Annotated in this window: 25 protein-coding genes; 12 read left to right on the top strand and 13 right to left on the bottom strand. The window is 54.7% G+C overall.

The window, feature by feature from the left end; genetic code table 11:
* Nucleotides 1–113: 113 nt before the first annotated feature.
* Nucleotides 114–1,025 carry a DNA-binding transcriptional activator PunR gene (gene punR / locus USH94_RS10470; RefSeq protein WP_045910323.1) on the top strand — a complete coding sequence of 304 codons (912 nt, stop codon included), beginning with the start codon at nt 114–116 and terminating at the stop codon, nt 1,023–1,025.
* A gap of 17 nt (nt 1,026–1,042) precedes the next feature.
* On the opposite strand, the gene purR is transcribed toward punR, so the two are convergent.
* The gene (gene purR / locus USH94_RS10465) at nt 1,043–2,068 is read right to left on the bottom strand and encodes an HTH-type transcriptional repressor PurR (RefSeq protein ID WP_008500597.1); all 1,026 of its coding nucleotides are present in this window, start codon (nt 2,066–2,068) and stop codon (nt 1,043–1,045) included.
* 297 nt (nt 2,069–2,365) lie between these two features.
* On the opposite strand from purR, the gene USH94_RS10460 reads away from it, so the two are divergent.
* Nucleotides 2,366–2,455, top strand: coding sequence for a YnhF family membrane protein (locus USH94_RS10460; protein WP_008500596.1), 90 nt, complete (start codon nt 2,366–2,368; stop codon nt 2,453–2,455).
* A gap of 163 nt (nt 2,456–2,618) precedes the next feature.
* Entirely contained in the window at nt 2,619–3,785 is a 1,167-nt protein-coding gene (locus USH94_RS10455; protein WP_111965649.1) for an MFS transporter, read from the top strand.
* 38 nt (nt 3,786–3,823) lie between these two features.
* Here the strand turns inward: USH94_RS10455 and sodB are convergent, their stop codons facing one another.
* Together sodB and USH94_RS10445 are read right to left on the bottom strand one after the other, a co-directional pair.
* Nucleotides 3,824–4,405: a superoxide dismutase [Fe] gene (gene sodB / locus USH94_RS10450; protein ID WP_111965650.1), complete on the bottom strand. Its 582-nt coding sequence runs from the start codon at nt 4,403–4,405 to the stop codon at nt 3,824–3,826.
* A 122-nt stretch (nt 4,406–4,527) separates the two neighbouring features.
* Nucleotides 4,528–5,301: a C40 family peptidase gene (locus USH94_RS10445; protein ID WP_111965651.1), complete on the bottom strand. Its 774-nt coding sequence runs from the start codon at nt 5,299–5,301 to the stop codon at nt 4,528–4,530.
* Nucleotides 5,302–5,639: 338 nt separating this feature from the next.
* Between USH94_RS10445 and grxD the strand changes: the two genes are divergently transcribed.
* Nucleotides 5,640–5,987: a monothiol glutaredoxin 4 gene (gene grxD, locus USH94_RS10440; protein WP_003832760.1), complete on the top strand. Its 348-nt coding sequence runs from the start codon at nt 5,640–5,642 to the stop codon at nt 5,985–5,987.
* Between the two features lie 44 nt (nt 5,988–6,031).
* On the opposite strand, the gene rnt is transcribed toward grxD, so the two are convergent.
* The 5 genes from rnt to eptA form a co-directional block, all read right to left on the bottom strand.
* Nucleotides 6,032–6,682, bottom strand: a complete 651-nt coding sequence (gene rnt / locus USH94_RS10435) for a ribonuclease T (protein WP_111965652.1) — start codon at nt 6,680–6,682, stop codon at nt 6,032–6,034.
* A 95-nt stretch (nt 6,683–6,777) separates the two neighbouring features.
* On the bottom strand, nt 6,778–7,185 hold the full coding sequence (gene gloA, locus USH94_RS10430; RefSeq protein WP_008500591.1) for a lactoylglutathione lyase: 408 nt from the start codon (nt 7,183–7,185) through the stop codon (nt 6,778–6,780).
* Nucleotides 7,186–7,285: 100 nt separating this feature from the next.
* Entirely contained in the window at nt 7,286–8,383 is a 1,098-nt protein-coding gene (locus USH94_RS10425; RefSeq protein ID WP_111965653.1) for an alkene reductase, read from the bottom strand.
* 54 nt (nt 8,384–8,437) lie between these two features.
* Nucleotides 8,438–9,037 carry a TetR/AcrR family transcriptional regulator gene (locus USH94_RS10420; protein ID WP_111965654.1) on the bottom strand — a complete coding sequence of 200 codons (600 nt, stop codon included), beginning with the start codon at nt 9,035–9,037 and terminating at the stop codon, nt 8,438–8,440.
* 41 nt (nt 9,038–9,078) lie between these two features.
* Nucleotides 9,079–10,704: a phosphoethanolamine transferase EptA gene (gene eptA / locus USH94_RS10415; protein ID WP_111965655.1), complete on the bottom strand. Its 1,626-nt coding sequence runs from the start codon at nt 10,702–10,704 to the stop codon at nt 9,079–9,081.
* Between the two features lie 149 nt (nt 10,705–10,853).
* On the opposite strand from eptA, the gene USH94_RS10410 reads away from it, so the two are divergent.
* The 3 genes from USH94_RS10410 to sodC all read left to right on the top strand — a co-directional run bounded on the left by USH94_RS10410 (nt 10,854) and on the right by sodC (nt 12,637).
* Nucleotides 10,854–11,093 carry a DUF1289 domain-containing protein gene (locus USH94_RS10410; protein WP_008500587.1) on the top strand — a complete coding sequence of 80 codons (240 nt, stop codon included), beginning with the start codon at nt 10,854–10,856 and terminating at the stop codon, nt 11,091–11,093.
* Between the two features lie 48 nt (nt 11,094–11,141).
* Nucleotides 11,142–12,038 carry an aldo/keto reductase gene (locus USH94_RS10405; RefSeq protein ID WP_111965656.1) on the top strand — a complete coding sequence of 299 codons (897 nt, stop codon included), beginning with the start codon at nt 11,142–11,144 and terminating at the stop codon, nt 12,036–12,038.
* 80 nt (nt 12,039–12,118) lie between these two features.
* The gene (sodC, locus tag USH94_RS10400; RefSeq protein WP_111965657.1) at nt 12,119–12,637 is read left to right on the top strand and encodes a superoxide dismutase [Cu-Zn] SodC; all 519 of its coding nucleotides are present in this window, start codon (nt 12,119–12,121) and stop codon (nt 12,635–12,637) included.
* Here sodC and USH94_RS10395 read toward each other — a convergent pair.
* From USH94_RS10395 to USH94_RS10385, 3 genes are read right to left on the bottom strand one after another with little or no spacing between them, the layout of a single operon-like run.
* Nucleotides 12,616–14,649: an FUSC family protein gene (locus tag USH94_RS10395; RefSeq protein WP_111965658.1), complete on the bottom strand. Its 2,034-nt coding sequence runs from the start codon at nt 14,647–14,649 to the stop codon at nt 12,616–12,618. The two genes, sodC and USH94_RS10395, sit on opposite strands and share 22 nt — an antisense overlap.
* The gene (locus USH94_RS10390) at nt 14,649–15,509 is read right to left on the bottom strand and encodes an HlyD family secretion protein (protein WP_111965659.1); all 861 of its coding nucleotides are present in this window, start codon (nt 15,507–15,509) and stop codon (nt 14,649–14,651) included. The genes USH94_RS10395 and USH94_RS10390 overlap by 1 nt, the downstream gene beginning before the upstream one ends.
* Before the next feature lie 2 nt (nt 15,510–15,511).
* On the bottom strand, nt 15,512–15,748 hold the full coding sequence (locus tag USH94_RS10385) for a DUF1656 domain-containing protein (protein ID WP_111965660.1): 237 nt from the start codon (nt 15,746–15,748) through the stop codon (nt 15,512–15,514).
* Nucleotides 15,749–15,934: 186 nt separating this feature from the next.
* On the opposite strand from USH94_RS10385, the gene slyA reads away from it, so the two are divergent.
* Complete coding sequence (gene slyA / locus USH94_RS10380; RefSeq protein ID WP_111965661.1) at nt 15,935–16,375, top strand: transcriptional regulator SlyA; 441 nt, start codon at nt 15,935–15,937, stop codon at nt 16,373–16,375.
* Nucleotides 16,376–16,410: 35 nt separating this feature from the next.
* On the opposite strand, the gene USH94_RS10375 is transcribed toward slyA, so the two are convergent.
* Together USH94_RS10375 and slyB are read right to left on the bottom strand one after the other, a co-directional pair.
* The gene (locus USH94_RS10375) at nt 16,411–17,772 is read right to left on the bottom strand and encodes a GGDEF domain-containing protein (protein WP_111965662.1); all 1,362 of its coding nucleotides are present in this window, start codon (nt 17,770–17,772) and stop codon (nt 16,411–16,413) included.
* A 198-nt stretch (nt 17,773–17,970) separates the two neighbouring features.
* A complete protein-coding gene (gene slyB, locus USH94_RS10370; RefSeq protein WP_047348789.1) occupies nt 17,971–18,438 on the bottom strand; it encodes an outer membrane lipoprotein SlyB in 468 nt (155 codons plus the stop codon).
* 254 nt (nt 18,439–18,692) lie between these two features.
* Between slyB and anmK the strand changes: the two genes are divergently transcribed.
* The 4 genes from anmK to tyrS all read left to right on the top strand — a co-directional run bounded on the left by anmK (nt 18,693) and on the right by tyrS (nt 22,349).
* On the top strand, nt 18,693–19,817 hold the full coding sequence (gene anmK, locus USH94_RS10365) for an anhydro-N-acetylmuramic acid kinase (RefSeq protein WP_111965663.1): 1,125 nt from the start codon (nt 18,693–18,695) through the stop codon (nt 19,815–19,817).
* A gap of 93 nt (nt 19,818–19,910) precedes the next feature.
* The gene (gene mliC, locus USH94_RS10360) at nt 19,911–20,234 is read left to right on the top strand and encodes a C-type lysozyme inhibitor (protein ID WP_008500576.1); all 324 of its coding nucleotides are present in this window, start codon (nt 19,911–19,913) and stop codon (nt 20,232–20,234) included.
* 57 nt (nt 20,235–20,291) lie between these two features.
* The gene (gene pdxH, locus USH94_RS10355; protein ID WP_111965664.1) at nt 20,292–20,948 is read left to right on the top strand and encodes a pyridoxamine 5'-phosphate oxidase; all 657 of its coding nucleotides are present in this window, start codon (nt 20,292–20,294) and stop codon (nt 20,946–20,948) included.
* A 126-nt stretch (nt 20,949–21,074) separates the two neighbouring features.
* On the top strand, nt 21,075–22,349 hold the full coding sequence (gene tyrS, locus USH94_RS10350) for a tyrosine--tRNA ligase (protein ID WP_080327312.1): 1,275 nt from the start codon (nt 21,075–21,077) through the stop codon (nt 22,347–22,349).
* Nucleotides 22,350–22,387: the final 38 nt, after the last annotated feature.

Raw genomic sequence — 22,387 nt, 5'->3', positions numbered from 1 at the left:
ATTTTATTCTCCTGAGGAGGCAGGTATACATTGGCGCTGAGTGTAGGGAGTGCAAAGCCGCTTGTGAAACGCTAATATTTGGCGGGTGCATTCAAATTTTTTGCAGGCAGAAAATGTGGTCAGATTATTCTCTTGAAGTGGTCGATGCTGTCGCGCGTAACGGCAGCTTCAGCGGTGCGGCGCAGGAGCTGCACCGCGTCCCTTCGGCCATCAGCTACACGGTGCGTCAACTGGAGGAGTGGCTGGCGGTTCCGCTGTTTGAGCGGCGGCATCGTGATGTGGAATTGACGCCCGCCGGGGCGTGGTTTTTGAAAGAAGGGCGTTCTGTTATCAAAAAAATGCAGATCACCCGCGAACAGTGCCAGCAGATCGCCAACGGCTGGCGGGGACATCTTTCTATCGCGGTGGATAACATCGTGAAGCCGGAACGCACCCGACAGATGATTGTCGATTTCTATCGTCACTTCTCTGACGTTGAGCTGCGGGTCTCGCAGGAGGTGTTCAACGGCGTTTGGGATGCGCTGGCGGACGGCAGGGCGGAGATGGCGATTGGCGCCACACAGGCGATCCCGGTCGGGGGACGTTACGCCTTTCGCGATATGGGGATGCTGAGCTGGAAATGCGTGGTGGCACGCGATCATCCCCTGGCGGCGATGGACGGGCCGCTTAGCGACGATACGCTGCGCAACTGGCCCTCGCTGGTGCTGGAGGATACGTCCCGTTCATTGCCCAAGCGTATCACCTGGCTTCTGGACAACCAGCGGCGGGTGGTGGCTCCGGACTGGGAATCGTCGGCGACGTGCCTCAGTGCCGGACTGTGCGTCGCGATGGTGCCCGTTCATTTTGCGCGTCCGCGCATTGATACCGGCGAATGGGTTGAACTGACGCTGGAAAATCCGTTCCCGGACGCGGCCTGCTGCCTGACCTGGCAACAAAATGATGTCTCGCCCGCCATGGCCTGGCTGCTGGATTATCTGGGGGACAGCGAAACGCTAAACCGGGAATGGTTACGGGAGCCAGCGTAGCTGGCCCCGTAAAGGGATTAACGACGGTAGTCGCGGAACGGACCGTCCGCTACGGAACGGCGTTCAATCAGGCGCGGGTGAACTTCAATGGACTGGGACTCTTCGCGCTTGTTGACGATCCTGTCGAGCAGCATATTGAAGGCCGTTTCGCCCAGCGAATCTTTCGGCTGGTGAATGGTGGTCAGCGCTGGGGTGAAGAAGCGCGCGTTACGCACGTTGTCATACCCGATCACGGAAATATCCTGCGGTACGCGCAGACCCAGTTCATCGGCGGCGCAGAGCGCGCCCATGGCCATGATGTCACCCCCGCAGAAAACGGCGGTCGGACGGTGCGGCTGCGAGACGATCTGCTGCATCGCGCGGTAGCCTGATTCCGGCTCAAAGTCGCCCTGCACGATCCAGTTTTCCGGCACGGTGATCAGCGCTTCTTCCATCGCTTTCATAAAACCGGCAAGACGGCCCGCCCCGGTGTTGCGCTCCAGCGGACCCGGGATCACGCCAATCTCGCGGTGACCGCGTTCGATCAGGTAGCGGCCGGCCATGTAACCGCCTTCAAAGGCATTGTCGATAACGGAGTCGGTGAAATCCGCACGCGCTTCGCCCCAGTCCATAACGACCATGGGGATGTGGCGATACTCTTCGAGCATCGACAGCACGGATTCCGGATACTCGGAACACATTACCAGCAGGCCGTCAACGCGCTTCTGCGCCATCATCGACAGGTAAGCACGCTGTTTTTCAATGCTGTTCCACGCGTTGCCCAGAATCAGGGTATAGCCTTTCTGGAAGCAGTTTTTTTCAACAGCTTCAATGATCTCGGCAAAATAGGCCGCTTCACTGCTGGTCGCCAGCAATCCAATGGACTTGGTGTGATTAACCTTGAGGCTACGCGCAACCGCGCTTGGCGAATAGTGCAGCTCCTTGATCGCTGCCCAGACGGCGTTGCGCGTCTCTTCCGCCACAAAGCGGGTTTTGTTAATTACATGTGATACGGTTGTAGTGGAAACGTTTGCGCGTTTTGCTACGTCTTTAATTGTTGCCATTAAATGTCACTCCAGACCATATCCTAAGCTCCTGAAAAACTTGAAGGTAAACGTTTGCCTTCTCTCACCCTTATCACGCAATCTTGAATTGCGGCACGCCGGGAAAACGACACGGGACGTCAGGAGGGGGTCAATGGCCGGTACGCTAATAAATTTAGCGTGGAATTTTGTCCTATCTTGATGAAAAGGGGAAGAGGTAAAGTGGTTATCAGTATAAATCCAGGAAGATTTTTGACGTAATCTGTGCAAAAATGAGCAAGCTCACTTTTCGTGTGGGGATTAAAAGGAGAAAAATTGATGAGTTCCGATCTTAAGTTTTCGCTGTTCACCACCGTTGTTGTGCTGGCTCTGATTGTTGCGGCCGGTCTGACGGCTGCGCTGCACTGATTTACGCGGAGGGAGAGCCTTCTCCCTCCCGACTCCCCGGATTGTTACTTCTCTGGCAAAAATCTTTTGCCATTTTGTTAACTTCTCATTTTTTGTGATTGATGTCATGCTTTCCGCTTCTTTGTTCTGTGTCACCACATGACACGGCATCCGGAGTTGACGCATGAAAATCAATTTTCCCCTGCTGGCCCTTGCGATTGGCGCTTTTGGGATTGGCACCACTGAATTCTCCCCGATGGGGTTACTGCCCGTCATCGCCCGCGGCGTGGACGTCTCGATCCCTGCGGCAGGCATGTTGATCAGCGCCTACGCTATCGGCGTGATGGTGGGAGCGCCGCTGATGACGCTTCTGCTTTCTCATCGCGCGCGCCGCAATGCGCTGATTTTCCTGATGGCGATTTTCACCCTCGGCAACGTGCTATCGGCCATTTCGCCGGACTACACCACGCTGATGCTGTCGCGTATTCTGACCAGCCTTAACCACGGCGCGTTCTTTGGGCTGGGATCGGTCGTTGCTGCCAGCGTGGTGCCAAAACACAAGCAGGCGAGCGCCGTGGCCACCATGTTTATGGGTCTGACCATCGCTAACATCGGCGGTGTTCCTGCTGCAACCTGGCTGGGAGAAGCGATCGGCTGGCGTATGTCTTTCCTGGCGACGGCCGGGCTGGGCGTGGTCGCGATGGTGGCATTGTTCTTCTCCCTGCCGAAAGGCAGCGCCGGAGAACGTCCGGAAGTGCGTAAGGAGCTGGCGGTGCTGGTGCGCCCGCAGGTGCTTTCCGCGCTGCTTACCACCGTTCTCGGGGCAGGGGCGATGTTTACCCTCTATACCTATATTTCACCGGTACTGCACGATATCACCCACGCAACGCCTCTATTTGTGACCGCGATGCTGGTGCTGATTGGCGTGGGCTTCTCGATCGGTAACTATCTCGGTGGGAAATTTGCCGACCGTTCCGTGAGCGGGACGCTGAAGGGCTTCTTAACCCTGCTGATTGTCATCATGATCGCCATTCCGTGGCTGGCGCGTAACGAGTTTGGCGCCGCGATGGCGATGGTCGTCTGGGGTGCAGCAACGTTCGCCGTGGTGCCACCGCTGCAGATGCGCGTGATGCGTGTTGCGCATGAAGCGCCGGGCCTCTCATCCTCGGTCAATATCGGTGCCTTTAACCTGGGCAATGCGCTCGGTGCGGCGGCCGGTGGGGCCGTTATTTCAGGTGGTCTGGGATACAGCTTTGTGCCGGTGATGGGGGCAATCATTGCCGCGCTCGGCCTGCTGTTGGTGATGATGTCGGGTCGTAAACAGCCAGAAGCAGCCTGCGCTGCGGAATAAACCAAAAACGCAGAAGGGCGAACCCTTCTGCGTGTCTTTTACGCGGCGAAGTTCTTCGCCACAAAGTCCCAGTTAACCAGTGCCCAGAAGTGTTCCAGGTAGTTCGGGCGCGCGTTACGGTAATCGATGTAGTAAGCGTGTTCCCATACGTCCACGGTCATCAGCGGCTTCGCGCTGGTGGTCAGCGGGGTGCCCGCGTTAGAGGTGGATACGATAGCCAGTTTGCCATCCGCCTCTTTAACCAGCCACGTCCAGCCTGAACCGAAGTTCTTGATGGCGGCATCGGTGAATTTCGCCTTGAAGTCCGCGAAGCTGCCAAATGCGGCGTTGATGGCGTTAGCCAGTTCACCGACAGGTTCACCGCCGGCATTCGGCGCCAGGCAGTGCCAGTAGAAGGTGTGGTTCCACACCTGAGCGGCGTTGTTGAATACGCCACCCTCTGAGCTGCGGACGATCTCTTCCAGCGTTTTGCCTTCAAAATCGGTGCCCTTGATCAGGTTGTTCAGGTTGGTGACGTAAGTCTGGTGATGTTTGCCGTAGTGATATTCCAGGGTTTCCGCAGAAATGTGCGGGGCCAGGGCGTCTTTTGCATACGGTAGTGCAGGTAATTCGAACGACATTGCTTCTCTCCTTATTGTATTTTGCGTTGCCAATAACCACACAGACAACAAGGACAGGATAGCAAATTGAAAGGGTATGCAAAAGAGGAACTTACCCTGCCACGGGTGTGGCAGGGCAGGGGTTAGCGAATGGTTTTCGGCGTCATCACGCGACGCGCGCCGACGTAGTGGCGTACCCAGTAGTCTTCACTGAGAGAGGTGATCTGAATATCCTGACCGCTACGTGGAGACTGGATGAATTTCCCGTTGCCGACATAGACGCCGACGTGGTCAGCCGTGCCGCGACCCTGGGTGCGGAAGAACACCAGATCGCCATTTTCCAGCTCACCGCGGTCAACCGGTGAGGCATCGCGGAGGTGGTACATCTCATTGGCGGTACGAGGAATGCGGAACTTGACCAGATCTTTATAGGCGTAATAGACGAGGCCGCTGCAGTCAAAACCGGTACGCGGCGAAGTCCCACCCCAGTGATAAGGTTTACCAATCTGCCCCATCAGTTTATGCATTGCGGTTTTTTGCGCTTTCTGTACGCGCACTTTATGCACTTCCGCAATTTTCGTGACCTTCGTGCATTTCGCCTTATGGCCTTTACGCGTGATGCATTTTTCAGTAACGAGGTTAGCGGCGGTTTGCGAAGCTTTACTTTTGGCAGAGTGGGCAGTGCGGGAAGGTTTTGTTTTTGTTTTGCTGGAAGCGGTCTGTTTCGTCTGAGCCGGTGTTTTTTTCTTGTCGTTCTTAGCGGTGGTTTTTTTCTTACGTTCTGTGGCTTTCACCAGATGGTTTTTTTGTACAGCAGAATGCCGCGCCTGCTGAGAGGCGTTTGCCACTGGCGTGAAAGTGAGTGAAGTAAACAGTAAAGCACAGAGCGTGATCGAGATTTTATTTATCCGCGCCACTGGGCAGTCCCCTGATAAATGCAGGTCATCAATAATACCCGCGTGTGATTTACAAAGCCCGTCGATTCTAATCTATAAAAAGCCAGAAAGTTAATAGCATTTTTCAATCTACAATCGTGTTTCGTTAGCAAGTGCAAAAAAATTCATCGTTCTGTCGCACATTTGCCCGCTCCCTAAGCAAAACCCTGAATGCGGCAGGGGTAAACACCATTTGCAATGCAACTTTTCGTGACTCGGGGTAGAATGTATAAACGTGACAAAAATGTTATTTTCCGATGCCAGTCTGAACCGCTACAATGTCAGACGAATGCCGTAACAGAAGTTAAAGGAAGCAAGACATGAGCACCACTATTGAAAAAATCCAGCGCCAGATCGCTGAAAACCCGATTCTGCTGTATATGAAAGGTTCTCCGAAGCTGCCAAGCTGCGGCTTCTCCGCACAAGCGGTTCAGGCGCTGTCAGCCTGTGGTGAGCGTTTTGCTTACGTTGATATCCTGCAGAATCCGGACATCCGCGCTGAGCTGCCTAAGTACGCTAACTGGCCGACTTTCCCACAGCTGTGGGTTGACGGCGAACTGGTTGGCGGCTGCGATATCCTGATTGAAATGTATCAGCGCGGCGAACTGCAGCAGCTGATCAAAGAGACGGCGGCGAAGTACAAAACGGAAGAGCCGGACGCAGAGTAATTTTCTGTGCAAATAAAAAAGCGACCAGATAAGGTCGCTTTTTTTTATTCTTCGCTGTCACCCATCGGCAGCGGCCAGCCGCCAAGACGCTTCCAGCGGTTGACGATCTCACAGAACAGCTCTGCGGTGCGCTCCGTATCGTATAGAGCGGAGTGCGCCTGCGTTCCGTCGAACGGAATGCCAGCCGTAATGCAGGCTTTAGATAACACCGTTTGTCCCAGCGCCAGGCCGCTCAATGCGGCGGTGTCGAAGGTGACAAAAGGGTGGAAGGGGTTGCGTTTGAGCGACGCGCGCTCCGCGGCAGCCATGGTAAAGCTATGATCGAAGGTGGCGTTATGGGCCACCATAATGGCGCGGCTGCAGTTGCTCTCTTTCATGCCTTTACGCACCATTTTAAAAATGGCGTGCAGCGCATCATATTCACTGACGGCACCGCGCAGCGGGTTATACGGATCGATACCGTTAAACGCCAGCGCTTCCGGCTGTAAGTTTGCCCCTTCGAAAGGTTCAACGTGGAAATGCAGCGTGGTGTCCGGTGTAAGCCAGCCCTGTTCATCCATCTTCAGCGTGATGGCGGCAATTTCGAGCAGCGCATCGGTTTTAGCGTTAAATCCGGCTGTTTCTACATCAATGACAACGGGATAAAAACCACGAAAACGGTCGCACAGACCGCTAAATTGAGCGTTATCGGACATCAGGGTCTCTTACATGGGGAAAAAGCAGAGCGCATTATGGCAAATTTTGCGGGGTGATGCAGTAAAACTACGGGCGCACGTTGCGCCCTGAGGGATCAGTTGCCCAGACCGCGACCGGCGTCTTTGGCTTCAATCAGCTCGATTTTGTAACCGTCCGGATCTTCCACAAACGCAATCACGGTGGTGCCGCCTTTTACCGGGCCCGCTTCACGCGTGACGTTACCGCCATTTTTGCGAATGCGTTCGCACGCATCGGCCGCGTTATCCACTTCCAGCGCGATATGGCCGTAGGCCGTGCCCAGCTCATAGCTGTCAACGCCCCAGTTGTAGGTCAGCTCGATCACTGCTTCATCCGTTTCCGGGCCGTAACCCACGAACGCCAGCGAGTATTTGTATTCCGGGTTTTCGCTGGTGCGCAGCAGCTTCATGCCCAGGACGTTAGTGTAGAAATCGATAGAACGTTGCAGGTCGCCAACGCGCAGCATGGTGTGAAGTAGGCGCATAATTTCCTCATTAACCAATGGAATAAAAAAGCTTTTTGATCAGAAACGATGTTTTAGTATAGCGGCGAACTGTCGCCGCTATCAATGAACAATGGCGAGATTACAGTGAAGGGTAGTCGGTGTAGCCTTCCGCGCCGCCGCCGTAGAAGCTTTCCGGACGCTGCGGGTTGAGCGCTGCTTTTTTCTGCAGACGAGCAACCAGATCCGGGTTGGCGATGTAGTCACGGCCAAACGCGACGGCATCAATCAGCCCTTTATTAATCAGATCTTCGGCTTTCTCCGGCGTATACGCCCCTGCACCGATGATCACCCCGTGGAAACGTTCGCGCACTTTCTGACGGAAAGCCTCAGTGTATGGCTTGCCGCCGGCCCAGTCCGGCTCGGACATGTGCAGATAAGCGATGCCACGTTTAGCCAGTTCTTCGATCAGGTACAGTGCATCGGCTTCTTCGTTCGGACCGTTGTCGACGTTCTGGAAAGAACCGATTGGGGAAACGCGGATCCCGATACGATCCGGGCTCCACTCCTGACATACGGCATCAACCACTTCCAGTACCAGGCGAGCGCGATTTTCGACGCTGCCGCCGTACAGGTCGGTGCGATGGTTAGACGACGGTGACAGGAACTGGTGCAGCAGGTAGCCGTGCGCGGAGTGCAGCTCAATCAGGTCAAAACCGGCTTCACGAGCGTTGGCCACTGCCTGGCGGAAGTCGTTAACGATACCCGGGATTTCATCCAGCTCCAGGGCACGTGGCATAGAGGTATCCACGCGGATCGCATTACCGTTTTCATCACGCAGGGAAGTGCGGGTATTTGCACTGAGGGCCGAAGCGGAGACCGGAGCCTGGCCGCCAGGCTGAATGCTGCTGTGAGAGATACGACCGGTATGCCACAGCTGGACCGCAATGCGACCCTCTTCAGCGTGAACGCCTGCGGTAATTTTCTGCCATGCGGCGATCTGTTCCGGGCTGTGAAGGCCCGGCGCGCCCGCATAACCCTTCGCCTGAGCAGAAATCTGTGTGGCTTCCGTAATGATCAGGCCAGAGCTTGCGCGCTGACGATAGTATTCGCCCATCAGGGGGGTGGGGATGTCACCCGGCTCAATGCTGCGCAGACGGGTCAGCGGAGCCATAAACACGCGGTTTGGCGCCGTGACGGCACCCACTTTCAATGGGGTAAACAGTTTTTCAGCTGACATAAAGACTCCTGAGTAGACCAGTCGACTAGTAATAAGGTAAATAAAAAGCGCCCGTTATACGCCTGGCGCAGTAATACTGTTTTTCACATGTGCCAGCGCGCTTTCCAGCGGCAGGGCACTGCGCGAAATTTTTGCCTGCAGGTTGGCTCCTAACCAGAGGGAGTAGAGCACCTGAGACTGCATTAAGGGGTCGCCGGAAAAGGCCAGCGTTTTTTCTTCGCGACCTTTTTCCAGCGCCTGGGCCAGCAGGGCGATTACGCCGCGGGCACCCTTATCCATCGCCGAGCGCATATCTTCGGAAAGATCGCACACTTCGGCAGACAGTTTGACCGTCAGGCATCCGCTGATAATGCCCTGCTGACAGAACTGGTTCAGCGTTTCCTGATAGTAATTCAGAACACGATCCCGGTAGTTCCCCTCACCCGACGCAAAGTGGGTCGCCAGACGCTGGTGGTAGCCAGCATAATGACGCTCCAGCATCGCCACGCCAAAGGCCTCTTTGGAACGGAAGTAGTGATAAAACGACCCCTTCGGTACCTCAGCGGTTTTTAATAACTCGCTCAACCCCATACCGGTAAACCCGCGATGCATGCAAAGCTGCTCGCCGGTTGCCAGTAGATGTTCGCGGGTATCGTGTTCAGTATTTCTGCTCATGGCCGCACTCTAATAGACCGTTCGGTCTAATGCAAGCGAGTTTACTGCCGACATGCACTCAGTATATCCAGCTGCGGTTGATAAACCGTTGATTTCACGTCCATCATACCCAATACGGTTGAGAATAAATTGTCCTGGGAAACCGCATTTTTTGCTGCCTGGTCACGCAAACACTGTCCGTTGATGCCAAAGTTTTTTGCATAATCAGGTGACAGCCAGAACATAAACGGAATATGCGTTTGCTGCTCCGGCGCCAGCATGTACGGCGTACCGTGCAGATAAATGCCGCTTTCACCAAGTGACTCACCGTGATCTGAGAGATAAATCAGCGCGGTGTTCATGCTTGCCTGTCGCGCTTTCAGCGCATCAATGGTTTTGCTGACCATGCTGTCGGTATAGAGGATAGTGTTGTCATAGGTGTTTATCAGCGCCTGATGGTCGCAATCCTGAATTTCATTGGTGTCGCAGGTTGGGGTGAATTTCCGGAAATTGTCCGGGTAACGGCGATAGTACGCCGGTCCATGACTCCCCATCAGGTGGATAACCAGCACCGTATCTTGCTTCACGCCATCCAGCACGTTGTCCAGACGGTAGAAGTTCACGTCGTCAATACAGGATTTATCTTTGCAGAACTGATCCAGATTCCACTGCGTCATATCGGTATGGGGGATGCGATCGCAGGCACCTTTACACCCGCCGTCGTTGTCGCGCCACAGCAGATTGATTCCCGCATGCTTCAGCACATCGAGCAGACCTTCCTGATGGTGTGCAAGGTCGGCATCGTACTTGCTGCGCGTCATGCCGGAGAACATGCACGGAACGGAAACCGCGGTTTCAGTGCCGCATGAGGAGGCCTGCGGGAAGTTAATCACATCCTGCTTTTTTAGCTCCGGGTTGGTTTCACGATCGTAACCGTTCAGGGAGTAGTTTGCCGCGCGAGACGCTTCGCCGACGACAAGCACCAGAACGGTTTTCTTTTGTTGACCGGAAATCAGTGGCCCTTTATGGGCATCTTCACCAATCCGCACCAGCGTCTGATCGCCGGCAAACCAGCGCATCTTGCTGTACTTCACCACGGCGCTGACATAGTTCGCCGGAGTGACCATTTTGACGATGCTTTTGTTATTGCGGAATAGCGACGCGTAATCTTTATAAAACAGCGCGGCAACCAGAATAATCACCAGCAGAGCGCCGAGCATCGCGGCAACCCGCGTCAGCAGGGCATACCACCATTTCCCGGTACGAATGCGGGTAAGAGCCAGCACCACCGAGGGAACGAGGCCTGCGATAACAATCCACAGAATCATCTGCGGGGTCACCAGGGCGGTCGCTTCCTGAGAGTTGGTTTCGAAGACGTTCACAATCATATTCTGATCGATCACCGCGCCGTAGGTGTACATAAAATACGTCGCAGCGGCGCAACCGATGGTTAAAACAATCAGCAGCGGTTTACGGATATACGGGATATTAAGCAGGCTAAAAACAATCACCCAGCCGCAAAACAGCACCAGCGGTACGGAGGCGGCAAAGAGGAAGTCGTGCAGATGGACTGGGCCGATAATGGCCCAGCTGCGCTGGATAAACAGCCCGTTGATTAGCGTAAAGAAGAGAGCACAACCCAGAGTAAATTTAATGTCGTTACAGTGTAACTTTTTGATTGACCACATCGATCGGTAAACCTGTTATTGTCATGATGGGCCGAGTATAGAGAGGGAAGATTAGTGAAACCTTAATGCCACAAATCTGTGATATAGGCCTTGCACGTGGCGCGTTTAGCGTCTTCACTGTAGGTGAGAGTGGCTATCTGGAGGTGAGAGTGGCAGAGCAGCTGGAGTTTTTCCCCATCCAGAGCCCGTGCCGGGGTATTTGTCAGGTTGATGAACGCGGATATTGCCGTGGATGCATGCGTACCCGTGACGAGCGTTTCAACTGGCAAAACTTTAGCGACACGCAAAAGCAGGAGGTACTACGCCTCTGTCGACAGCGCCTTCTGCGCAAAATACGCGCAAACAAAGCGGGTGAGACCGAAGAACCCCAGCAACCTTCACTTTTTTAACACGGTAATTGCGTATACTCATGACATCACGTCCTTGAGGAAAATGTTATGGTTCAGCGAATTACCCTTGCCCCCCAGGGGCCAGAATTCTCCCGTTTTGTGATGGGCTACTGGCGCCTGATGGACTGGAATATGTCTCCGCTCCAGCTGGCGAGCTTTATTGAAGAGCACCTCGATTTAGGCATCTCCACGGTCGATCATGCTGATATTTACGGTGGCTACCAGTGCGAGGCCGCGTTCGGCGAGGCGCTTAAGCTGGTTCCGGCACTGCGCGATCGCATGGAAATTGTCACGAAGTGTGGGATTGCCACCACGGCAAAACCTGAACACGCCCTCGGTCATTACATCACCGACAGCGCGCATATCATCAAGAGCGCCGAGCAGTCGCTGGTCAATCTGGCGACCGATCGTATCGACCTGCTGTTAATCCACCGCCCCGACCCGCTGATGGATGCTGACGAGGTGGCCGAAGCTTTCCTGAACCTGCATCAGAATGGGAAAGTGCGTCATTTCGGCGTTTCTAACTTTACCCCGGCGCAGTTTGCGCTTCTTCAGTCTCGTCTGCCGTTTACCCTGGCCACAAACCAGGTTGAGATCTCCCCGGTTCACCAGCCGCTGCTGCTGGATGGTACCCTCGATCAGCTACAACAGCTGCGCATTCGCCCGATGGCCTGGTCCTGCCTGGGGGGCGGACGCCTGTTTAATGATGATGAATTCCAGCCGCTGCGCAACGAGCTTGAGACGATCGCCCGCGAACTGAACGCGGAAAGCATCGAACAGGTGGTTTACGCGTGGATCCTGCGCCTGCCGTCAAAACCGCTGCCCATTATCGGATCCGGCAAAATAGAACGCGTGCGTTCTGCACTGGCCGCTGAAGAGCTGCAGATGACCCGCCAGCAGTGGTTCCGCATCCGCAAAGCCGCTCTGGGTTACGACGTGCCATAAACCGCCAGAAGGTGACTTTCCGGTGAAATCTTTGCCCCTGGTATACACTTAAGGGGCAAAAAATAACCCGCGGAGGTCATATGAAGCGTTTTGCTCTGGCACTGATCACGCTGGTTGTTTGCGCAGGGGCGCAGGCAGCCAGCGACGAAGTGGAAATGAATCTCGTCACCCCACAAGGTGTGGGTCAGTCCATCGGAACGGTGAAAATCACGGAAACCGATAAAGGACTGGAGTTTGCTCCCAGCCTCAAAGCACTCCCGCCCGGTGAGCATGGTTTCCATGTTCATGCCAAAGGCAGCTGTCAGCCCGCTTTAAAAGAAGGTAAACCGTCGGCGGCGGAAGCGGCAGGGGGGCACCTCGATCCCCAGCATTCCGGTAAGCATGAAGGCCCGGATGGAATGGGGCATTTAGGCGATCTGCCCGTGCTTGTGGTCAATAACGACGGTAAAGCTACCGAACCCGTCGTCGCGCCGCGTCTGAAAAAGCTGGATGAGGTGAAAGGCAAAGCGCTGATGATCCATGTCGGTGGCGACAATATGTCCGATCAGCCTAAACCGCTTGGCGGCGGAGGGGCACGCTATGCATGCGGCGTGATCTGATCCCCAATCGTTCCCGGTGGCGGTGCCTGTTCCAGCTGCGATAGCGAGCAGTGCAGGCGCCAGATTATCGAGGCTAAATCACGGGCTGCGGGCAGATGATGCTGTGCAAGCGTATCGCAGATCCGCTGCAGTTCATTCAGCATGGTTTCCAGCGGTCGCTGCTGGACACCGCTCTCGTTCATCACATCGCGCAGCAGGGATATGCAAACATCACGAACCTGCGAAAGCGGGTCGGAACGTGTTTCCCACCCGCGAAGCTGCCAGACCACGTGCGAGCAGTTCAACAGCACTACGCCCCAGCGCAGCAGCCAGCGCCGGGAAAGTGCGTCCTGGCTGCTGTTCAACTGGCTGACGTGATGATAAACCAGCGATTCATATTCGTTTTCACTCATGTGTGGTTTACGGCTGAGCTGGTCGACAAACCCTCTGCGTAACTCCCGGATATGCCTGCGGCTCTTGCGTGCATCGGAGCCGGGACGTAACACCGCGAAAGCCAGCCACGCCAGCCCCACGCCAAGGATCTTCGCCAGGTTGTCATTGAGAAAGTCTGCGTAATCATAAACCGGCGGATTCGTTACGGAGATAAACGAGCCCATAAAGACAATCAGCTGTCCCCAGAGGCCCGCCAGCTTTGGCATCTGCAGCTTCAGAAGCTGCATGGTGGTCAACAGGGGAAACAGGAACAGCAGGAACTGCCAAAGATCGCTTATCTGCACCATCAGGCCAAATTTCACCACGAAGCTGAAGAGCGATAGCAGCACCAGCGTGCGCAACAGGAGAGTAAGTGAGTTGAACGGCGAGGCCGCGACGGAGTAAAGCACGCAGCTGATGGCGGCAAGCGTCAGGGCCGCCGTACCGGACTCCCACTGCGTGGTAATGCTCCATGCTCCCACCAGCATCAGCGCGCAGAAGGTGCGAAAACCGCTCCACAACGCTTCAAGATAGTCGGTATGGCGTGCAAGTGCCGGGCTTCCGGGGACGTTGAACTCCGTCAATGGGGTCGCATTCTCGACGGCCATAATCCAGCGGCTGCTGCGCAGGTACAGACGGCAGAAGTAATTCAGGCGCTGCCAGAAGGCGCGATGGCGGTAGTCGTACTCATCAACAGGGGCGAGCGGGGCGATGATCTTCGCAACGGTGTAGATGTCCGCATCCGGGCGCGAAAGTGCCGCGAGCAGCATTTCGATGACGGCACGGGTATTTTCAGGCGGCGTCGGCCAGTTGAGCAGCATCCTGCGCAGGCTGGAGATGGCGCTGGTCATACGCAACTGCTGATGCAGCAAATAGTTAAGCAGGGTGTTCTGGCGGCGAAAGCGGTAGTGACTCCAGAACGCCTGAATACGCAACAGATTCATCGTCAGAATCTGTCCGATAACCTTTTCATGCGCGAGGCGGATATCGTCGCTGTTATCCGGTTGCCACAGCAGGCTTGCGTGTTCCAGTAGCCGGGTGTGCATGGTTTTTAGCGCAGTGATAAGCGTTGTGCCGTCGGATGTGCTGGGGAGGATCATCATCATGAAGCCGCCGCTAAGGATCCCGACAATCACTTCACAGACGCGCGCCTGGGCGATATTCCACAGTTCGGTGGTGTCGAGCACGTTAACTACCGGAAAGGCGATAATGGCGGCGGTATAGCCCGCCAGCTGAAAAGCGTAGGCGACGTTATTGGTAAAATGGGCGCAGGCCCAGGTACAGCCCCCCAGCCATGCCGCCATACTGAGCAGGAACAGCCACGGATCGTTCAGCGTATGCCCGGCGATAATTAACGCTGCGGTGGCGCCCAGCAGGCTGCCTGCGATACGGCCAAGGCTTTTACTGATCACCCCGCCTACCGTTGGGAAACTAACCACCGCCGCAGACGTCATCGCCCAGTAGGGCTCATCCAGGTTCAGGTAATAGGCAACGGTCAGCGCCAGACACATGGCAATGCCGTTACGTAGGGCGTAGCGCCACTGTGGACGCGTCGCTTTCATCCACGGCGTGTTTTGCCAGGCGATCCCCTGCAGCTTCATTAACGGGTTCCGATGGAGACTGTGCAGGTGGTGCCGGACACCAGCGTAATGTCCTGCGGTAAACGGTCAAACTCCACGCGAACCGGAACGCGCTGGGCCAGACGTACCCACGGTACGTTTGGCTTAATGTCCGGCACAAGACCTGAATCCGTTTCAACGCTTTGATCGTAAATGGCACGGCCAACGCTGGATACGTGACCCTGTAACCTCTGAGAGCCGCTGTAAAGCGTTATCGCGGCTGGCGAGCCCTCGCGAATATGCCGAAGCTTGGTCTCTTCGAAATAGCCCACGACGTAGAAGGAGTGACTGTCGACGAGGGCGAATATCGGTTGTCCCGTGGTGGCATAATTCCCCACGCGGGCGGAGAGGTTGGTCACCCATCCATCGACAGGTGCTGTAATCACGGTTTGGGTCAGCTGCCAATGCGCCTGCTTCAGCGTCGCCTCCGCCACGTTGACGTTAGCCTGCATTGCCTTCACGTTGATATTGGCGGTATCTAAATCTTCCGCTGAGATGTAGTTTTGCGACAGGTGACGGCGGCGATTGGCCTCGTTGTTGGCCTTTGCCAGATCCGACTGGGCTTTTGCCAGCTGGGCCTGGGCGTTCAGAATCGCAATGTGGTACGGGGTATCGTCGATACGGAATAAAACGTCCCCCTTTTTTACAAACTGGTTATCCTTAACTAAAAGCGTTGTGATACTTCCCGAAACCTGAGGAGTAATGCTGACCTGTTCAGCGCGAACTTTGCCGTCACGCGTCCAGGGCGACTGCATATAAAAATTCCACATCCACCACCCCGCAACCAGCGCGAGGGCAAGGACAAACAGGGTGGAAAAGTACTTTAGCGTTTTCAGGGACATATTCACCACACAGTCAAAACGGCAAGGCCCAGGCACACGGAAAGGGCAAACAGGGAAAGATCCATCAACATGGGATGCCAGATTTCACCGGAGTACATCCAGTCGCGAAGCAGACGATGCGCGATGAGCCAGAGCAGAAAACCCACCAGAACGGCCTTAAACAGCGGAGGAAAATAGACTGACGCACCGAAGATCAGGTCCTGAAGGGGCAACCCCTCTGAGCGATGAAAAAACGTCACGGGCAGAAATCCTTTGCAGTGAACAGAATGCCGCGTTGGCTTGTCTTAGTATGATGAAGCATCACAATTCAGTGTAAGTCATACTTTTAAGTTCGATGAATGCAGTATTGCATTTGTTTTGGCAATACAAATGCTGCACACTATTCTAAAATCAGTATAATAACTTAGCAAGCTAATTATAAGGAGGTGAAATTGGAATCGCCATTAGGTTCTGATCTGGCAAGGTTGGTACGCGTCTGGCGTGCTCTGATTGACCATCGCCTGAAACCTCTGGAACTCACACAGACGCATTGGGTCACGCTGCACAACATCCATCAGCTGCCGCCCGATCAGTCGCAAATTCAGCTGGCAAAAGCGATAGGGATTGAGCAACCGTCGCTGGTGCGTACGCTTGACCAGCTGGAAGAGAAGGGGTTGATCTCGCGGCAAACCTGCGCCAGCGATCGTCGCGCCAAGCGGATTAAACTCACCGAGAAAGCGGCGCCAATCATCACGGAAATGGAAGCCGTGATCACCAGGACGCGCGGTGAAATCCTGTCAGGCGTTTCACCCGCGGAGCTGGAAATGCTCATCAGCCTTATTGCTCGCCTTGAGCAAAACATCCATGAGCTGCATTCTCGCGACTAATAAACACCAAGGCCTTGCAGCAGCAAGGCCTTTTTTTACTTAAAGACGACCACACGATTACGTCCCGTCTCCTTCGCTTCATACATCGCTTTGTCGGCGTTTTCCACGCACGTTTCTGCGGCTATCGCGGGTGACGTCGCCGTATACACCCCCATGCTGATAGTGACTGGCTCCGGTAGTTGACCGCCGCTGCTGGTGTTATCGAAGCTGCTCAGATTTAACCGTATGCGCTCCGCCACCTGGTGCGCTGCTTCTGATGAGGTGTTGGCCAGCATCAGAACAAACTCCTCACCACCGATACGGGCCGCGATGTCATGCGGGCGTACGGAATCCATCAGCAGGTTAGCGACAAACTGCAGGACTTTGTCGCCCTGAAGATGCCCATAGGTGTCGTTGATGCGCTTGAAGCGATCGAGATCGCTTACGATGACGGAAACAGGCCGGCTGGGTTTGGCGATATCCAGCGCCTGCTTCAATGTTTCATAAAAATAGCTGCGGTTATAAAGGCGCGTGAGCGGGTCGCGAATTGAGTTCTGGTAGGACTGCTGATACTTGACGTGCGAGTCGCGATACAGCCTGAAAACATCGTAGAGCAGAACAAAAATGATCAGCAGCGTGGCGACAGTTTCAAATAAGCGGGCGCGATACCAGGAGACATCTTCGACATTTCCACCCGCTAACAGCATTGTAAGCGTGACGATATAGCAGACGCACAGAAAATTACCACCCACCCAGAATAAATTGCGTATGCGCGTAATAAACATCAGCGTTCCTAATGTCACCACCCAGAGTGCAACTAATGCAATATTAATGAAGTGGCTCCAGAGAACCATAAATTCACGGGTTTCATTATCCACCAGATCAATGGATAAAAAGGAAGAGTGACTGGAATACATCCAGGCCAACCCTACTGCAAAGACGGTAAAGAGAAACTCGCCGCCCACAATAAGGATATGCGCCAGTCGTGAAAGGGGACAATTGCGCGTGGTATAGAGTATTGCCGAAACGATTATTAGCACCGCCATTAAAAGATGGCGGAACATATAGAAGATCATCGCATCGTTATAGTTCACAGCGTTGAACTGATAGAGGTCCAGCCAGGCGGGAAAGCAGGACAACGTCCCGACCATCAGCGATGCCGACCCGGCAAAGGCAAAAGCGATCGCTACCAGATACAACCGTTTTCGATCGCACCAGTATTTCATTGCCATAAAGAAGGCAATAAACAGGTTAAACACCAGCAAAAAAATGGTGAGCGTAGGGAACAAATGAGACGAGAAGCTAGGTACCCATTCGGCAATTTTTGAAAACAGGGCGTGTAATATGCCAATCACAACAATACAACCCAGACAGAACGAGGTATAACGACCCTTTACAGAACGATGATTCGAAAACATATACGTTTTTAATGGCTTTATAATGAATTAGGGTGAGGTAATTGCGAGAGTTTATTCAATTAGCCTGAGAAATACTTTGCGCAAAAACAATATATGATGTGGTTAAAAATTGGCGGGATGAATCTATTTTGTAAATATATTTGTGGGAGTGATATATATTGTAAATGGATGTGGTCCGATGACCACATCCATTTTTAATTAACGTGGAGAAACGGTCACCTGGCTTCCGTTGCTTGCCAGAACGACGCGCTGGCCTGCAGAGAAGCGAGTGTTGCCTTGTTTCTGGACAACCATGATAGTGCTGCCATCGTCTTTACGAATTTCCAGCTCTACGCCCTGAGTTTTGTTCATCGCACCCTGTACGCCCTGGCCAGCTACACCACCTGCAACGGCGCCTGCGGCCGTCGCCAGCGAGCGGCCAGTGCCACCGCCGACGGTATTACCCAGGAAACCACCCAGGACGGCACCACCGATTGCGCCCATCACGTTGTTTTCATCACCACCCTGGATCTGTACAGGGCGTGCGTTAACAACGGTACCGTAAGTTACGTTCTGAACCTGTTTCGCTTCAGAAGCGCTGTAAACGTCGCCAGAGAGTGAACTGTCATTCACACAGCCAGCCAGAGTTAAACCAATCAGCGAAACGCCCAGTACACGTAAAATCATTTGAATCTCCTGTTCACCAAAAACGCCCGATTGGGGCATCCGTTATGGCTAAATTATATGGCATAAGGGGCCATAGTTCATATCTTTGCACTAACAATAAGAAAATTGTACTTGAATTTGACTTAACGAGAGATAAACAGGAGCCGCCCGCGTTAGGCGTCTGACATTGTTAAAAAATATTATCACCCGATGGCAATGCTGCGCCGTTTATGGTTGAGTGGGTATCCTTAGCCCACGCAACGTAAGGAAAGCGCATGAAATCGGGTCGCTACATTGGTGTGATGTCAGGCACCAGTCTGGATGGGGTAGATGTCGTTCTGGCCGCTATTGACGAAAACATGGTGGCACAGCAGGCGAGCCTGACCTGGCCAATCCCCATTTCACTGAAAGAGGATATTCTGAGTATTTGTCAGGGGCAGCAGCTGACCCTCTCCCAGCTAGGACAGCTTGATGTGCGCCTGGGGGCGCTGTTTGCGGATGCGGTTTTGGCATTAATGCAGAAAGAACATCTTCGCCCGCAGGATGTGGTGGCCATCGGGTGTCATGGACAAACGGTCTGGCATGAGCCCGGAGGAGATGCCCCGCATACGCTGCAAATCGGTGATAACAACCAGATTGTGGCGAAGACGGGCGTGACGGTGGTTGGCGATTTCCGTCGTCGCGATATCGCCCTTGGCGGACAGGGCGCGCCGCTGGTACCTGCGTTCCATCAGGCGCTACTGGCACACCCTTCAGAACGTCGTATGGTGCTCAACATTGGTGGGATCGCCAATCTGTCAATGCTGATCCCGGGACAGCCGGTGCGCGGCTACGATACCGGCCCGGGCAATATGCTGATGGACGCCTGGATCTGGCGTCAGTGCGGTCAACCGTATGATAAAAACGCGGAGTGGGCGAGCGAGGGTAAGGTAATTATCCCGCTGCTGCAGTCCATGCTGAGCGACCCTTATTTTGCCTTACCGGCACCGAAAAGTACGGGGCGTGAATACTTCAACTTTGGCTGGCTTGAGCGCCAGCTGGCGTCATTCCCGGCGCTTGCACCGCAGGATGTCCAGGCGACGCTTGCCGAGCTCACGGCCGTGTCGATTTCCGAACAGGTGCTCCTCAGCGGCGGATGCGAACGCCTGCTGGTGTGCGGCGGGGGAAGCCGTAACCCGCTGGTGATGGCGCGTCTTGCGGGGCTACTGCCGGGTACCGAAGTGTCTACGACCGATGAGGCTGGCATCAGCGGGGATGACATGGAGGCGTTGGCCTTCGCCTGGCTTGCCTGGCGCACCATTGCCGGGCTGCCGGGCAATTTACCGTCGGTAACCGGCGCTCGCGAGGCGAGCGTTCTTGGGGCGATTTTCCCGGCAAATCCGCGTCATAATCAGAGTTAACTGAAATTCAACGCGGTGCGTCGCCGTTAGAATGGAATGAAACAGGAGGGTGGCCATGCCCTCCAGGACCAGGAAAGTCTTCGGAATACGCCCATGAAAAAACTTCTTCTTATTGCCGCTCCTTTGTTGCTGTCAGGATGCAGCGTCTATAACCAGCTCGTTGAGCGCATGCAGACCGATACGCTGGAGTATCGCTGCGACGAAAAACCGCTGACCGTGAAGCTGAACAATCCGCGCCAGGAAGCCAGTTTTGTTTACGACAATAAATTGCTGACGCTGAAGCAGGGCATTTCGGCCTCGGGCGCCCGCTACACCGACGGTATCTATGTCTTCTGGTCGAAAGGCGACAGCGCCACGGTCTACAAACGCGACCGTATTGTGCTGAACAATTGCCAGCTCGAAAATCCGAAGCGTTGAGATTTTTACATGGGCGGCGCACAATAGCGCCACCCACTCTCAATGTCAGCTAACGCCATGTCAGATAACGACGAACTGCAGCAAATTGCGCATCTGCGCCGTGAATACACCAAAGGCGGCCTGCGTCGCCAGGATCTTCCCGCTGAACCCCTCGTGCTTTTTGAACGCTGGCTGAAACAGGCCTGCGAAGCGAAACTCGCCGACCCCACGGCCATGGTTGTCGCGACGGTGGATGAAAACGGTCAACCCTATCAGCGCATCGTATTGCTCAAGCATTATGACGAGAAAGGACTGGTGTTCTACACCAACCTTGGCAGCCGCAAAGCGCACCATCTGGAAAACAATCCGCGTATCAGCCTGCTGTTCCCGTGGCACATGCTGGAACGTCAGGTCATGGTGACCGGCAAAGCGGAACGTCTTTCGACGCTGGAAGTGGTGAAGTATTTCCACAGCCGCCCGCGTGACAGCCAGATTGGCGCCTGGGTATCAAAACAGTCGAGCCGCATTTCTGCCCGCGGCGTGCTGGAAAGTAAATTCCTGGAGCTGAAGCAGAAGTTCCAGCAGGGTGAAATCCCGCTGCCGAGCTTCTGGGGTGGTTTCCGCATCCCGATAGATCAGATTGAGTTCTGGCAGGGGGGCGAACATCGCCTGCACGACCGCTTTTTATACCAGCGCGAGAATGGCGGCTGGAAAATCGACAGACTGGCACCGTAATCCCCGAAATTTGTTGATTTAAGCGCTAGCGCACGCCGCGCTTGCGCTTTATTCTATGGGTCCTTTCGCATCAGGCGAAAAGTCGTGTACCGGCAAAGGTGCAGTCGTTTATACATGGAGAATTTGATGGCAAGCAGTAACTTGATTAAACAATTGCAAGAGCGGGGCCTCGTGGCCCAGGTGACGGACGAGGAAGCGTTAGCAGAGCGACTGGCGCAAGGCCCGATCGCGCTCTATTGCGGCTTCGATCCCACCGCTGACAGCTTGCATTTGGGGCATCTTGTTCCATTGTTATGCCTGAAACGCTTCCAGATGGCGGGCCATAAGCCTGTTGCCCTGGTGGGCGGCGCGACCGGTCTGATTGGTGACCCAAGCTTTAAAGCCGCTGAGCGTAAACTGAACACCGAAGATACCGTGCAAGAGTGGGTGGATAAGATCCGCAAACAGGTTGCGCCGTTCCTCGACTTCAACTGTGGCGATAACGCCGCGATTGCCGCGAACAACTACGACTGGTTTGGCAGCATGAACGTGCTGACCTTCCTGCGTGACATCGGCAAGCACTTCTCTGTTAACCAGATGATTAACAAAGAGGCCGTGAAGCAGCGTCTGAACCGTGACGACCAGGGCATCTCCTTTACCGAGTTCTCCTACAACCTGCTGCAGGGGTATGACTTTGCCTGCCTGAACAAACTGCACGGCGTTTCCCTGCAGATTGGTGGTTCTGACCAGTGGGGCAACATCACCTCCGGTATCGATCTGACCCGTCGCCTGCACCAGAACCAGGTGTTTGGTCTGACCGTTCCGCTGATTACCAAAGCAGACGGCACCAAATTTGGTAAGACTGAGGGCGGCGCGGTATGGCTTGATCCGAAGAAAACCAGTCCGTACAAATTCTACCAGTTCTGGATCAACACGGCGGATGCCGATGTTTATCGCTTCCTGAAGTTCTTCACCTTCATGGATATCGCAGAGATCAACGCGCTGGAAGAAGAAGACAAGAACAGCGGTAAAGCGCCACGCGCGCAGTACGTGCTGGCGGATGAAGTGACCAAACTGGTTCACGGTGAAGAAGGTCTGGCCGCGGCAAAACGCATTACCGCTAGCCTGTTTAACGGCACCCTGAGCGATCTGAGCGAAGCGGACTTTGAACAGCTGGCGCAGGACGGCGTGCCAATGGTTGAGATGGAGAAAGGGGCTGACCTGATGCAGGCGCTGGTGGACTCTGAACTGCAGCCTTCCCGCGGTCAGGCGCGTAAAACCATCGCGTCTAACGCGATCACCATTAACGGTGAGAAACAGGCCGACCCGGAATACACCTTCGTTGACGGCGATCGTCTGTATGGCCGCTACACGCTGCTGCGTCGTGGCAAGAAAAACTACTGCCTTGTCTGCTGGAAGTAATTAACAGTCTCCAGGGGCGTGGGAAACCACGCCCCTTT

It is taken from the genome of Enterobacter sp. 148H3 (assembly GCF_034107425.1).
Taxonomy (GTDB): Bacteria; Pseudomonadota; Gammaproteobacteria; order Enterobacterales; family Enterobacteriaceae; genus Enterobacter; species Enterobacter vonholyi.
The sequence above is the reverse complement of the archived record's forward strand: the minus strand, read 5'-3'. Positions and strand labels throughout refer to the sequence as shown.